We start from the raw sequence: 14,417 nt of genomic DNA, 5'->3' as shown, positions 1-14,417 counted from the left end.
ACGCAAGATCAAATGCTGCCGCATGAGATTCATCATCGCCCCGGGAAAAAATGCACAGCTTCGCTCCCTACTTCAATCAATACAGGAAGGAAGTGCCCCACATGGGATACACCATTGCAGAAAAAATCATCAAAGCACACCTGGTAGACGGCGAGATGGTCAAAGGTCAGGAAATCGGCCTTAAAATCGACCAGACCCTCACCCAGGACGCCACCGGAACCATGGCTTACCTGGAATTTGAGGCCATGGGCGTCAAACGGGTCAAAACCGAGAAAAGCGTCGCCTATATCGACCACAATACCCTTCAGTCCGGCTTTGAAAACGCCGACGACCACCGTTTTATCGGCTCCGTCGCCAAAAAGCACGGCATTTACTTCTCCCGCCCCGGCAACGGCATCTGCCATCAGGTGCAGTTAGAGCGGTTCGCCGTCCCCGGCAAGACTTTGATCGGCTCCGACAGCCACACCCCCACTGCCGGCGGTATCGGCATGTTCGCCTGCGGCGCGGGCGGCTTGGACGTTGCTGTCGCCATGGGCGGCGGCGCCTACTACATCACCATGCCCCAGATGGTCCGCATCAACCTGACCGGCAAACTGAACCCCTGGGTCAGCGCCAAAGACGTAATCCTTGAAGTGCTGCGCATCCTGTCGGTCAAAGGCGGCGTGGGCAAGGTCATCGAATACGGCGGCGAGGGCGTCAAGACGCTTTCCGTCCCCGAACGGGCCACCATCACCAACATGGGCGCCGAACTGGGCGCCACCACCTCCATCTTCCCCTCTGACGAAATTACGAGAGAGTTTTTGAAGGCTCAGGGCCGTGAACAGGACTGGAGCGAAGTAAAACCCGACGCCGATGCCGTTTACGACGAAACCTATGACATCGACCTGTCAGCTTTGAAACCCCTGGCCGCCTGCCCCCACAGCCCCGACAACATCAAGTCCATCGAAGAGCTTTCGGGACAGAAGGTAGACCAGGTCTGCATCGGATCCTGCACCAACTCTTCTTACCTCGATATGATGAAGGTGGCCCACATCCTCAAGGGCAAAAAGGTCCATCCCGACGTGAGTTTGGCCATCGCCCCCGGCTCCAAGCAGGTCCTCAACATGCTGGCTTTAAACGGCGCGCTGGCTGACCTCATCGGCGCGGGCGCCAGAATCCTCGAATCCGCCTGCGGCCCCTGCATCGGCATGGGCCAGTCCCCCAACTCCAAGGGTATCTCTCTGCGCACCTTCAACCGGAACTTTGAAGGCAGAAGCGGCACCAAGGACGCGGGCGTGTACCTCGTGAGCCCTGAAACCGCGGCGGCTTCAGCCTTGACCGGCGTGTTCACCGACCCCACCACTTTGGGAGAGATGCCCACTATCCCCATGCCGGAAGCTTTCCTCATCAACGACAACATGGTGGAGCCCCCTGTGGACGAAAAGGACATGGATTCTGTCGTCATCCTCCGCGGCCCCAACATCAAACCCTTCCCCACCACCACTCCTCTCGATGAAACTATCGCTTGCGACGTGATTTTGAAGGTGGGCGACAACATCACCACCGACCACATCATGCCTGCGGGGGCGAAAATCCTCCCCTACCGCTCCAACATCCCCCACCTGTCCCAGTACTGTTTCGCGGTCTGCGACGAAACCTTCCCCGAGCGGGCCAAGGCTGCCGGCAAAGGCATCATCATCGGCGGCAGCAACTATGGACAGGGATCTTCCCGTGAACACGCTGCTCTCGTTCCCCTGTATCTGGGCATCAAGGCAGTCGTCGTTAAGAGCTTCGCCCGTATCCACAAGCAAAACCTCATCAACGCCGGTATCCTACCCCTGACTTTCGCCAATGAGGCGGATTACGACGCTGTTTCTCAGGGCGATGCGCTGGAGCTCAAAGATGTGCGCAAATCCATCGAAAACGGCGAGGACATCGTTCTCACCGACAAGACCACAGGCAAAGAAATCCCCGTTATCTGCGACCTGAGCGGCCGGGCCAAGGATATTTTGCTGGCCGGCGGGCTCTTAAACTACACCAAGGAACAGAGCGAGAAATAGACAACCGAAAGGATGACCAAAATGTCCGATAAAATTCAGATGAAGACCCCCCTAGTCGAGATGGACGGGGACGAAATGACGAGAATCATGTGGCAGATGATCAAAGACATTCTGCTGCTGCCCTACATCGACTTAAAAACCGAGTATTACGACCTGGGGCTCGTCAAACGCAACGAGACAAACGACCAGATCACCATTGACGCCGCCAACGCCAACAAAAAATACGGCGTGGCCGTCAAATGCGCCACCATCACCCCCAACGCCGCCCGTATGCCGGAGTACAACCTGAAAGAGATGTGGAAATCCCCCAACGGCACCATCCGCGCCATGCTGGACGGCACCGTTTTCCGGGCGCCCATCATCGTCAAGGGAATCACCCCCTTTATCCCCACCTGGACGAAACCCATCACTATCGCCCGTCACGCCTACGGCGACATCTATAAAAACAGCGAAATGCGGGTGGAGGCAGACTGTAAAGCGGAACTCCTTGTCACTGATAAAGACGGCAACGAGAGCCGCCAGCTCATCCACGATTTCAAAACTCCCGGCATCATCCAGGGCGTCCACAACGTGGATGAATCCATTGCCTCCTTTGCGCGAAGCTGCATGAACTTCGCGCTGGACACCAAACAGGATTTGTGGTTCGCCACCAAAGACACCATCTCCAAAACCTACGACCACCGGTTTAAGGACATCTTCGCCGAGGTATACGAGACGGAGTACAAAGAGAAATTCGAGGCGGCAGGCATCGAATACTTTTACACCCTCATCGACGACGCGGTCGCCCGTGTCATCCGCTCGGAAGGCGGCTATATCTGGGCCTGCAAAAACTACGACGGCGACGTCATGTCCGACATGGTTGCCACCGCCTTCGGCAGCCTGGGCCTCATGAGTTCGGTCTTGGTCTCCCCCGACGGCGTCTACGAGTACGAGGCGGCCCACGGCACGGTACAGCGCCACTATTATAAGCACCTGAAAGGTGAAAAGACTTCCAGTAACTCAATGGCGACCATCTTCGCCTGGACCGGGGCCCTCCGCAAGAGAGGCGAACTGGACAATCTCCCCGAGCTCTGCGCTTTTGCCGACAAACTGGAGAAAGCCTCCATCCAGACCATCGAGGAAGGCGTCATGACCGGCGACTTGATTCCCCTCTGCTCTCTCGAAAACAAACAAAAGGTGGATACCGAGACTTTCCTTAGAGAAATCGACAGCCGCCTGAAAAAACTGCTCTAAACACAGCGAAACGACCGCCGAGCGATTTTTGCAAGCCGCTCCGACGGTTTGATTCCATCACCATATCTGATTTTTAGGATAAGGAGTTTCTACCATGGCAAAAGGCAACGTTTCTTTATCCGTCATTCGGCGTCTCCCCCGGTACCACCGTTTTCTCCGGGAGCTCGCGGAAGGCGGCGTCGTGCGGATTTCCTCCGGCGACCTGTCGAAACGGATGGGGCTCACCGCCTCCCAGATCCGGCAGGATCTGAACTGCTTCGGCGGATTTGGCCAGCAGGGCTACGGCTACAATGTAAAAGCCCTTTACGAAGAAATCAGCAAAATCTTGGGCCTTGGAATTTCCCGTAAGACCATTCTCATCGGCGCCGGCAATTTAGGCCGCGCCGTCACCCAGCACATGGACTTTTCCGCCCGCGGGTTCGAGCTGATCGGCATGTTCGACGTAAACCCTGAACTGATCGGTGAAAAAATCGGTGGTGTGGAGATTTATGACAGCAGCTACATCGCCGAGTTCTGCGAAAAGCATCACCCCACCATCGCCATCCTCTGCATTCCGAAAGAGGCGGCGAAGGAACTGGCCAAAGTGCTGGTCTCCCATGGCATCAAGGGATTTTGGAACTTCAGCCACTACGACCTGGCCATCGATTACGACGACATCGCCGTGGAAAATGTCCATCTCGGCGACAGCCTATCCATCCTTTGCTACCGGGTCCACGAGCTGGAGAACTCGGACGAGGGAGCACCTGCCGAAAAATAGGGCTTCTTCAAAAAATGGTAAAAAACGGGGATTTTTTCTTGACAAATACACGCAAAAGCAGTATAATGTATTTTGCGTGATGTCAACGGGATATAGCGCAGTTTGGTAGCGCGCTTCGTTCGGGACGAAGAGGCCGCAGGTTCGAATCCTGTTATCCCGACCACGAAAAAGCACTTGGGCCTTGGCTCAGGTGCTTTTATTTTTTACAATAAGCGTACTTCTTTTGTGGAATGGTAAATACATATGCTTTTAAACTATACTTTTTTCGGTATTGTTGACTATTATTTATACTTTAAAAAAAACACTTTTATGGTATAAATAATCTGTTGATATATAATTGTGCAAGTACAATTTGTCAATTAATAAGGAAAGGGGCATTGCAAACATGTCTGACTCTATCAAATTTCGTCGCTTTGGCGTAATGCTGGATTGTTCCCGTAACGCCGTGATGAACCTGCCGACTCTGAAAAAATGGATCGATCTGACCGCCGATATGGGCTACAACACTCTGCTGCTTTACACAGAGGATACCTATGAGGTGGACAATCAGCCTTATTTTGGCCATCTGAGAGGACGGTACTCCCAAAAAGAGCTGAAGGAAATCGACGACTATGCTTTTCAGAAAGGAATGGAGGTCATCCCCTGCATTCAAACTCTGGCGCACTTAAACGCTATCTTCCGTTGGCCCCAGTACCAGAAAATCCGCGACTGTGACGACATCCTCATGGCTGGCGACGAAACCGTCTACGCTTTGATTGAGGACATGTTCTCCACTTTGAAAAAATGTTTCCGCAGCCGCATCGTCAACATCGGTATGGATGAGGCGCATATGTTGGGCAGAGGCCAGTATCAGACCAAAAACGGCCTGCGTGACCGTTCTGAAATTCTGGTGGACCATCTGGCTAAAGTCGCTGAAATCGCCGCCCGACAAGGCCTTGAAGTCACTATGTGGGGCGATATGTTCTTCCGTCTGGCCAGCGGCGGTGATTACTATGTTAACGAAGTCCACGTCTCGGACGAGCTGAAGGCAAAAATCCCCTCAAACGCAAACCTCATCTACTGGGATTATTATTCTTCTGACAAAAACCGTTATGATACTCAGATCCGCCTCCACTCGGCCATCAAAGAGGATATCTGGTTTGCTGGCGGTCTGTGGAGCTGGACCGGCTTTGCTCCCCACAATGTTTACAGTATCGAATGCACCACTGCCGCTCTAACAAGCTGTCTCGAAAACAACGTTCAAAACGTATTCCTCACCATGTGGGGCGACAATGGCGCCGAATGTTCCAAATTCTCCTGCCTCCCCTCTCTTTACTACTCGGCGGAATACGCCAAAGGAAACACCGACCCCGATGCTATCAAAAAGGGCTTTGAGGAAAAGTACGGTATCCCCTTTGACTCCTTTATGCTGTTGGATCTTCTTGGCACGCCCAACGAGGACAAAGTGGAGCCCTTTAACCCGGATAAATACATTATGTTTAGTGACTGCTTTATGGGTATCTTCGACAGTACCGTCCGCGACGGCGATGCTGCAAGTTATGCCGCCTGTGCCCAGAAGCTGGCCGCTTTGCAAGACGAGCCCACCTGGGGCTATCTCTTCCGCACTATGAAAACACTCTGCGATGTTCTGGCCATCAAAATGGATCTCGGCGTCAAAACGCGCAAAGCTTACCTGTCCGGCGACAAAAAAGCCCTCGCCGCTTTGGTCGAAGATTACGGCAAGCTGGCTGAAAAAATTGACCTCTTCTACGACGCTTTCCGCAGCCAGTGGGAAAAAGAAAACAAGCCCCACGGCTTCGACGTTCAAGATGTACGCCTGGGCGGCTTAACCCGTCGGGTGCTGCATTGCCAAGACCGTCTGCAGCAGTACATAGACGGTGCTTTGGATCGCATTGAAGAGCTGGAGGAACCGGTTTTGGATTCTAAAGGCAACGGCCCGGCAGAAGCCACCGGCCCTGTTAGCTACAACGAGTGGAAATCCACCGTCAGCGCCAACGTTATCTAATTCTTATCTTTACAACAAATCCGCCGGTAATCATACCGGCGGATTTTCATGTATAAATACCGCCTCTGTGCTGGCGATAGAAAAAATTTTTAACACGGGGCGAGAAAAACAACTCCTCTTGATAGAATGAAAATGCGGTCTGCCAACTGCAATTCATAATATCAAAAGGAGGATATCCAATGAAGGACACAATCAGTTTTGTACACGCCAATTATTCTGCCTATAGAGGAAGTTTTCCTATTCCATCGTCACCGCCGTGTCCAGCGCGAGGCCAATCATTTCGGCAAAGCCGGTCTGCCGCTCGTCGGAGCTGAGAGCCTCTCCCGTAGCAAGATGGTCTGAGATGGTCATAAGGCCCAGAGCTTTTTTCCCAGCTCGAGCCGCGTTCATGTAGAGGGCCGCCGCCTCCATCTCCACTGCCAGGATCCCCATCTTCTCCCAGGTGAAGGAATCTTCCGGCAGGTCGTTATAAAACACGTCGGAGGACAGGATATTTCCCACCTGGATGGAAAGACCCTTTGCCTCAGCAATTTCCACCGCATGGCGTAGAAGACTGAAATCGGCGATAGGCGCAAAGGTACCCGGCAGGTGGAACTGAGAGGCATAATTGGAGTTGGTGGAAGCCCCCATGACCGCTACAATGTCCCGCAGGCCCACCTTTTTGGAAATGCCGCCTGCCGATCCCACCCGGATAATGCAGTCCACATCATAATGGTGGAACAATTCGTAGGAATAGATGCCAATAGAAGGCATTCCCATTCCTGAACCCATGACAGAAATCTTTTTTCCCATATATGTGCCTGTAAAGGCAAGCATGTTTCGCACTGTATTGACACAGGTGTAATCCTCCAAAAACGCATCAGCGATTTCCTTCGCTCTCAGCGGGTCGCCGGGCATCAGCACCGTTTTGGCGATTTCACCCAGGGCCGCTTCATTGTGAGGGGTGGGGGTAATATACATAAACATCTCTCCTTTGTGGACTTTTGATACACAGCTCCCAATAAGGAGCGTTTTCCATAGACCTATCATACCACATTCTGGAGAAAAAAACACCGTATTTTGAAAAGATGAAGAGGTTCTGTTTGAGAACCTCTTCATCTTTTAATCCTCGATAGGAGATTTTTTGCTGTTGATCGCCCGAATCACCACGGGATCGAACTTGGCTTTCCGGTCATAAGTATAAAGGCCGTTTACCTCCTGCTCAATATCGTAAAGCTGGGTGTAGCAAAAGCCAATAACCCGGTCGTTGTCCAGCAAGGCGTGGGTCAGCCCTTTATAACGCTCCAAAAATTCCTCTTTGGTTTTGGGCGATTCTCCATAGCCCCAGCTATTTTCCGGCAGATCGCTGTCCATGTCCCAGCGTATGCCGCCGTACTCGCTGACGAAAACCGGCTGTCCCCCGTATTCGTATTCGTAGGGTCCGGGCCAGACGCCCTCTTCCTTAACTCGACGATAGGTCTCCCGGAAATGTTTCGGATCCTGAATATAATCGTGAACATCAAAAATCTCCGCCCTCATGTTGTGAACGTAGCCGCTGATGTCAATGCAAGGCCGTCCGGGGTCAAAGGCTTTGGTCACTTGATAGACAATCGGCTGAAATTCCGGGATCTGCCGGAGGATTTCATTGAGCGGGCACCAACCGATGATAGAGGGATGGTTGCAGTCCCGTTTCATCACTTCCAGCCACTCCGGAATCAAGGAAACCAGTGCATTCTGATCGAAACTCTCAAATCCCCAGTTTGCAAATTCGCCCCAAACCAAGTAACCCATCCGGTCACAGTGATAGAGGAATCGGGGTTCAAACACTTTCTGATGGAGCCGTGCCCCGTTAAAACCCATGTCCATGGACAACTCAATATCCTTTTTCAGCGTCTCATCGTCTTTAGCGGTGTAGATACCGTCCCGATAATATCCCTGGTCCAGCACCATCCGCAAAAAAATGGATTTGTCGTTCAGGCGGAATTTGAGTCCATCCAGCTCCACATCGCGTAGGCCGAAGTAGCTTTGTACCACGTCCTGCCCATAGGTGAATTTCACATCATAGAGCCGCCCGTGTCCCGCTTCCCACAGGTGTTTTTCCTGGAGAGGCACGATAAAGCGGACCATCGGTTTTCCCTGCACTTCGGCACGGCCGACCGGTCTTCCCTCGTAGGAAATTTCCACCGAAAGCCGGTCTTTTCCGGCCAGCTCCGCCTCAATCTCTACCATTTGGTTTGCCGCGTCCGGATAAAAGCGGAAACTTTTCAGGTGGCTGTCCGGCAGATGCTCCAACCAGACTGTCTGCCAAATGCCAGTGCATCGGGTATAATCGCAGCCGTTGGAATAATAAAGGCTCGATTGTTTGCCCCTGGGTTGAGCACAGGAGCGTATATCGTCTTGTACACAAACCGTCAGGCTGTTCTCCCCTTCCCGGAGAAACGCCGTTACATCCAGCCCAAAAGAGGAATAGCCCCCCCTGTGACTCCCTACAAACTGTTTGTTCATATAAACGAAAGTTTCATAATCGGCTGCCCCAAAGTGAAGGATTACCTTCCCCTCTCGCCAGCTTTCTGGAGCGGAAAAGGTTCTCCGATACCAAACTGCGGGCATAAAATCCAGATTCTCGACGCCGGAAAGCGCACTTTCCACGCAAAACGGAACGTTGATTTGGCCCTCCAGATGGTCGAGATTATACATTTTCCGTTCAATGCCGCTTTTGCCCATGTCCAGCTGAAATTCCCAGATTCCGTTTAAATTCAGCCACTCTTTCCGCTCAAATTGGGGATTGGGGTGTTCTGGTCTTGGAATGCTCATAACTAACAACTCCTTTTAGATTTTCTTACCGCCGGTTGACCCAATTTTAGTCCTTTTTGCTTATAAAATACATGAGGAATCCTGCAAAAAAAGTGTGACAAACAGCTATTAAAAATCCATATCCATATTGCATTTTGCTTCTTGCCTCCTCCTAAAAAGGAAAAGGGGGGAAAATTTTGTTTATGTTGTGAAATAAAAGCATTGTATCCATAAAAATCCCCCGCGGTCAAACCACGGGGGATTTTTGGGCATATTCAGCTCAAATGAGCCATCAAAAGTTCTTTCATGACAGCGGGATTTCCCTTTCCCTTGGAGGCCTTCATGCACTGGCCCACCAGAAAACCCAGGGCGTTTGTCTTGCCGTTTTTGTAGTCCTCGATGGACTTCTGATTATTGGCCACGACTTCGTCCACAATGGCTTTGAGGGCACCTTCGTCGGAAATCTGGCCCAAGCCCTTTGCATCCACGATTTTCTGGGGTGTGTCGCCGTTTTTGAGCATCTCCTCAAAGACCGTCTTGCCAGCAGAGTTGGAAATGGTATTTTTCTCCACCAGCTCAATGAGGGCGGAGAGGTGCTCGGCCGAGATGTTCAGTTCGCTCAAAGGCTTACCCGTCTCGTTCATCACCCGGGAAACGTCGCCTAAAATCCAGTTGGAGGCGTTTTTAGGCTTCACCTTGCCGAGTGCGACGACGCTTTCAAACAGCGCCGACTTCTCCATGTTGTCTACGATGAGGCCCGCGTCTTCTTCCGGCAGACCGTACTCTTTCATGTACCGCATGACCTTCTTGTTGGGAAGCTCCGGGATGGACGCCTTAATAGAGGCTAAGTAATCCTCGTCCAGCACGATGGTCGACAGATCGGGCTCCGGGAAATACCGGTAATCCTGAGCGTCCTCCTTGCTTCTCAAAAGGACATTCACGCCCTTCGCGTCGTCCCAGCGGCGGGTTTCCTGAGAGATCGTCTCCCCCGCCTCCAGCGCCTTGATCTGCCGGTCGGCCTCGTACTCGATGGCACGGACAGCGCCGGAAAAGGTGTTGACGTTTTTCATCTCGACGCGGGTGCCAAATGGCTCGCCCTTTTTATGGACCGAAACGTTGATGTCACAGCGGATGGAGCCCTCCTGCATCTTACAGTCGGAGATGCCGATGTACTGGAGAATGGATTTGATCGTCTCAAGGTAGGCTTTCGCGTCTGCGGAGCTTCTCATATCCGGCTCGGAGACGATTTCAATGAGCGGCACGCCGCAGCGGTTGAAGTCGACCAGAGTGCCGGTAAAGCTGTCGTCGTGGATGAGCTTGCCCGCGTCCTCCTCGATGTGGATACGGGTCACACCGATGCGCTTTTCCTCCCCGTCCACCAGAACGTCTACATAGCCGTGCTCGCACAGCGGAATGTCAAACTGGCTAATCTGGTAGGCCTTGGGCAGGTCAGGATAAAAGTAGTTTTTCCGGTCCTGTTTGGAGACGGGATTGATAGTGCAGTTTAAGGCGTAGCCCATTTTGACGGCGTACTCGACGACCTTTTCATTGAGGGTCGGCAGAGTGCCAGGCATTCCCATACAAATGGGGCAGCACTGGGTGTTTACCTCCAGCCCGAAAGCGTTTTTACAGCTGCAATAGATTTTCGACTGGGTATTCAGCTCCGCGTGGACTTCTAAGCCCACGACGGTCTCGTAATCAGTGTATGCCATGATGTTCGTTCCTCCTACTTCCCTACTGTAACGTCGCGGACAAATCAAATCCGCCCACAAGCTGTTCGTAGCAGTTTGCCGTGTCAAACAGCCTCTGCTCGCTGAACTTGGAGCCGATGAGCTGACAGCCGATGGGCAGCTTTTTGCCGTCAAAGCCGCAGGGCATGCTGATGGCAGGAAGTCCCGCGATATTAATCATAACGGTTAAGAGGTCGTTCATATACATCTTGACCGGATCGCTCTCGTTTTCCCCGATTTTGAAAGCGGTGTCAGGAGTGGTGGGGGTCAGAAGCAAGTCGCACTGGGTAAATGCGTCGGCATACTGCTGCTGAATGAGCTGCTGTGTAAACTTCGCCTTTTTGTAGTAGGCGTCGTAGTAGCCGGAAGACAACACGTAGGTTCCCAGCATGATCCGGCGCTTCACTTCGTTGCCGAAGCCCTCGCTGCGGGTGTTTTCGTAGAGCTCTTCGAGGCTGCCGAAGCTTTCCGTCCGGTAACCGTATTTCACTCCGTCGAAACGGGCCAGGTTAGAGGAAGCCTCCGCCGACGCAATGATGTAATAAGCGGAAAGGGCATAGTCGGTGCTGGGCAGGGAAACGTCAACCAACGTCGCCCCCATCTTTTCGTACTCTTTAGCCACCTTCATGATCGCTTCTTTGACGTCGGCGGTGACGCCTTCGGCGAAATATTCTTTCGGAAGGCCGATTTTAAGGCCCTTTACGTCGGATTTGAGGTTTTTGGTAAAATCAGGGTACTCTCTCGAAACGGTGGTGGTGTCCATGGGGTCCCGTCCGCAGATGGCGGAATAGGTCATAGCCAAATCCCTGACGCTCCGGCCGATGGGCCCGATCTGGTCGAGGGAAGAGGCGAAGGCGATGAGCCCGTAACGGGAAACCGAGCCGTAGGTGGGTTTAAGCCCCACCACGCCGCAGTAAGCCGCCGGCTGCCGAATAGAGCCGCCGGTGTCGGAACCTAACGTCACGATTGCTTCCCCCGCTGCCACCGCCGCAGCGCTTCCGCCGGAGGAACCGCCGGGCACATAGTCGGTATTAAAGGGATTTTTGGTCTTTTTAAAGGCGGAATTTTCGGTGGAGGATCCCATGGCGAACTCGTCCATGTTGAGCTTGCCGAGATACACGCAGTCGGTTTTGTTGAGCTTTTCGATGACCGTCGCGTCGTAGGGCGGTACGAAGTTTTCAAGCATTTTGGAGGCGCAGGTAGCGGGCATTTCCCTCACGCAGATGTTGTCCTTGATGCCCACCGGGATGCCGGCCAACGGATGCAGGCTCTCTCCTTTGGCCCGTCGTTCGTCCACCTGAGCGGCTTTTTTAAGGGCTCCTTCCCTGTCCACCGACAGGTAGGCCCCAATTTCATCCTCTTTGGCGTCGATGCGTCCGAGGACGGATTTTGTGAGCTCCACGCTGGAGCAGTCTTTATTCTGGAGCATCTGAGAAAGCTCAGATGCCTGAAGTTTATAAAGTTCCATAGTTTTGTAAAATCCTTTCCTTCGATACTCAGTCGACAACCTTGGGGACGACGATACAGCCCGCCTGGACATCAGGGGCATTTTTTAGGAGCTCTTCCCGGCTGAATTTCTTCTCGGGGACATCTTTTCGCATCACCATAGGGTTATCTGGGTCGATCAAAGCGCCTGACGCATCGATATCCGGGAGTTTTTCCACCATAGCCACGATGTTTTCCATCTCTTTTTCGAACTTTGCCTCTTCTTCCGGCGAAAATTTGAGCTTACTGAGTTTCGCCAGACGTTTCATGTCGATTTTCATGAATTTATGACCTCCAAAAATTGATCTTTTCTATGTACGGACGCCAAGAAGCGCCCGAAAATTTACAAATCAAGCATCCGGTTCAGCTCTTCCTCGCTGAGAATCTGCACTCCGAGCTGCTGGGCTTTTGTCAACTTGCTGCCCGCATCCTCGCCGGCTAAAACATAGTCGGTCTTTTTGGACACCGACGAGCTCACCTTGCCGCCGTTTTTCTCGATGAGGGCCTTGGCTTCGTTTCTGGTATAGGTGGGAAGCGTTCCGGTCAGAACAAAGGTCCTGCCCGTAAACAGGTCGGTTTTATCCTCTACGTCCTCTGTGAGTTTGACCCCGGCAGCGCGAAGTTTTTCGATGAGCTCCCGCGTTTCCGGCTTGCTGAAATAATGAACGACACTCTCCGCCATGGTATCGCCGTAGCCGTCGATGGTGGTAATGTCCTCTACCGAAGCCTCAAAAATCTGCTCGATGGCGGGAAAATGCTCCGCCAGAAGCTTTGCCGCCCGTTCGCCGATACCCCGGATGCCCAGGCCAAACAGCAGGTGGGAAAGGCCTCTTTTTTTCGACGCCTCGATGGCGTTTACGAGGTTTTGGGCGGACAAGTCGCCCATCCGCTCCAAAGAACTCAGCTGCTCCGGCTTGAGGGCGTACAAATCCGCCGGGGAGGCGATGAGCTCGTTTTCCAGGAGCAGCTCTACGATCGCGGGCCCCAGCCCCTCGATGTTCATGGCGTTTCGGGTGGCGAAGTGGATGAGATTTCGGCGCACCGTGGCGGGACAGGCGGGATTGACACAGCGGATGACCGCTTCATCCCCGTCTTTCACCGTCTCGCTGCCGCAGACCGGGCAGTGGTCGGGGATGAAGTAAGGCTCACTCCCCTCCCCGTGCCGCACCGATTGGAGCACCTCAGGGATAATGTCCCCCGCCTTCCGGACCAGAATGGTATCGCCGATACGGATGTCCTTCTCGGTGATAAAATCCTGGTTGTGAAGCACCGCGCGGCTCACAGTCGTCCCCGCCAAAGTGATGGGATCAAAAGAGGCCGTTGGCGTCAACGCACCGGTGCGCCCTACGTTTATCTGGATTTCCCGCAGTACCGTTTCTTTTTCTTCCGGCGGGTACTTAAAGGCCACCGCCCATTTGGGGAACTTGCTGGTAGAGCCCAGCTGCTCACGCTCGGAAAAATCGTCCACCTTGACGACGGCCCCGTCGATTTCAAAGGAAAACTTCGCCCTATTTTCACCGATTTGAAGAATTTCGGCCACAACTTCGTTAAAGTCAGTGAACCGTTTGTAAGAAGGCGTCACCGCAAAGCCCAGGCTTTTGAGATAGTCCAGCGACTCCTTGTGGGAGGAAAGGGTTTTCCCTTCGATCTGCTGGATGTTAAAGACAAAGATGGAGAGCTTCCGCTGGGCGGTGATCTTCGGGTCTTTCTGCCGCAGGCCGCCCGCCGCCGCGTTTCTGGGGTTTTTGAAAGGCTCCTCCTCATTTTTGAGCTGTTCTTCCACCAGGGATTCAAACACCGCCCGAGGCATGTACACCTCGCCGCGTACCTCAAGAAAGGGAAGCTTTTCCGGCAGTTCCTGGGGGATGTCCGCAATGGTCATCAGGTTTAAGGTCACATCTTCGCCCACGAGGCCGTTGCCCCGAGTGGACCCCCGCGTGAACCGTCCGTCTCGATACTCGAGAGAGACCGACAAGCCGTCGATTTTCGGCTCTACCACGTACCGCGGATTCGGAAGAACCGCCCGGCATCGTTCGTCGAAAGAGTATAGCTCATCAGTGCTGAACACGTCCTGCAAAGACCCCATCTGCACCGTGTGCTCTACCTTCTCAAAGGTGTTGTAGAGTACGTCGCCCACCCGCTGGGTCGGGGAATCGGGGCGTATCCAGTCTGGATGCTCCTCCTCCAGCTTTTTGAGCTCCATCATCATCATGTCGTAGTCATAGTCGCTGATAACGGGGGCATCTTTTGTATAGTAGAGCTTGCTGTGGTAGTTGAGTTCCTCCACCAGCTCATTGTAGCGTTTGCTAGGTTCCATAGACCGCTGAACCATCCTTATTATAATAATTTAGACCATATTCGAGTAATAGTATACCACATTTTTTTCCATTTCGGTA

General features: G+C 53.1%; 10 protein-coding genes and 1 tRNA gene. 5 read left to right on the top strand and 6 right to left on the bottom strand.

Going from position 1 to position 14,417, the window contains the following annotated elements; all coding sequences use genetic code 11:
- Nucleotides 1–101 precede the first annotated feature (101 nt).
- The 5 genes from H8710_RS04855 to H8710_RS04835 all read left to right on the top strand — a co-directional run bounded on the left by H8710_RS04855 (nucleotide 102) and on the right by H8710_RS04835 (nucleotide 6,034).
- A complete protein-coding gene (locus H8710_RS04855; RefSeq protein ID WP_249294286.1) occupies nucleotides 102–2,039 on the top strand; it encodes an aconitate hydratase in 1,938 nt (645 codons plus the stop codon).
- 21 nt (nucleotides 2,040–2,060) lie between these two features.
- Nucleotides 2,061–3,272, top strand: coding sequence for an NADP-dependent isocitrate dehydrogenase (locus H8710_RS04850; protein ID WP_249294285.1), 1,212 nt, complete (start codon nucleotides 2,061–2,063; stop codon nucleotides 3,270–3,272).
- A 94-nt stretch (nucleotides 3,273–3,366) separates the two neighbouring features.
- Nucleotides 3,367–4,029: a redox-sensing transcriptional repressor Rex gene (locus tag H8710_RS04845; protein WP_249294284.1), complete on the top strand. Its 663-nt coding sequence runs from the start codon at nucleotides 3,367–3,369 to the stop codon at nucleotides 4,027–4,029.
- Nucleotides 4,030–4,115: 86 nt separating this feature from the next.
- Nucleotides 4,116–4,192, top strand: a tRNA-Pro gene (locus tag H8710_RS04840).
- 222 nt (nucleotides 4,193–4,414) lie between these two features.
- The gene (locus H8710_RS04835) at nucleotides 4,415–6,034 is read left to right on the top strand and encodes a beta-N-acetylhexosaminidase (protein ID WP_249294283.1); all 1,620 of its coding nucleotides are present in this window, start codon (nucleotides 4,415–4,417) and stop codon (nucleotides 6,032–6,034) included.
- Between the two features lie 237 nt (nucleotides 6,035–6,271).
- Here H8710_RS04835 and deoD read toward each other — a convergent pair whose 3' ends face one another.
- The 6 genes from deoD to ligA all read right to left on the bottom strand — a co-directional run bounded on the left by deoD (nucleotide 6,272) and on the right by ligA (nucleotide 14,338).
- Nucleotides 6,272–6,994, bottom strand: a complete 723-nt coding sequence (gene deoD, locus H8710_RS04830) for a purine-nucleoside phosphorylase (RefSeq protein WP_249294282.1) — start codon at nucleotides 6,992–6,994, stop codon at nucleotides 6,272–6,274.
- A 141-nt stretch (nucleotides 6,995–7,135) separates the two neighbouring features.
- Complete coding sequence (locus H8710_RS04825; protein ID WP_249294281.1) at nucleotides 7,136–8,827, bottom strand: glycoside hydrolase family 2 protein; 1,692 nt, start codon at nucleotides 8,825–8,827, stop codon at nucleotides 7,136–7,138.
- A gap of 254 nt (nucleotides 8,828–9,081) precedes the next feature.
- Complete coding sequence (gene gatB / locus H8710_RS04820) at nucleotides 9,082–10,518, bottom strand: Asp-tRNA(Asn)/Glu-tRNA(Gln) amidotransferase subunit GatB (RefSeq protein ID WP_249294280.1); 1,437 nt, start codon at nucleotides 10,516–10,518, stop codon at nucleotides 9,082–9,084.
- A 22-nt stretch (nucleotides 10,519–10,540) separates the two neighbouring features.
- Entirely contained in the window at nucleotides 10,541–12,004 is a 1,464-nt protein-coding gene (gene gatA, locus H8710_RS04815; RefSeq protein ID WP_249294279.1) for an Asp-tRNA(Asn)/Glu-tRNA(Gln) amidotransferase subunit GatA, read from the bottom strand.
- Nucleotides 12,005–12,032: 28 nt separating this feature from the next.
- Nucleotides 12,033–12,302 (bottom strand): Asp-tRNA(Asn)/Glu-tRNA(Gln) amidotransferase subunit GatC, encoded by a 270-nt coding sequence (gene gatC, locus H8710_RS04810; RefSeq protein ID WP_249294278.1) that lies wholly within the window; start codon nucleotides 12,300–12,302, stop codon nucleotides 12,033–12,035.
- A gap of 62 nt (nucleotides 12,303–12,364) precedes the next feature.
- Nucleotides 12,365–14,338: an NAD-dependent DNA ligase LigA gene (ligA, locus tag H8710_RS04805; protein WP_249294277.1), complete on the bottom strand. Its 1,974-nt coding sequence runs from the start codon at nucleotides 14,336–14,338 to the stop codon at nucleotides 12,365–12,367.
- Nucleotides 14,339–14,417 lie beyond the last annotated feature (79 nt).

Source organism: Fumia xinanensis (genome assembly GCF_014384905.1).
GTDB lineage: Bacteria > Bacillota > Clostridia > Oscillospirales > Ruminococcaceae > Fumia > Fumia xinanensis.
Note: the sequence above shows the minus strand (reverse complement) of the source record. Positions and strands in the feature narration are given on the sequence as shown.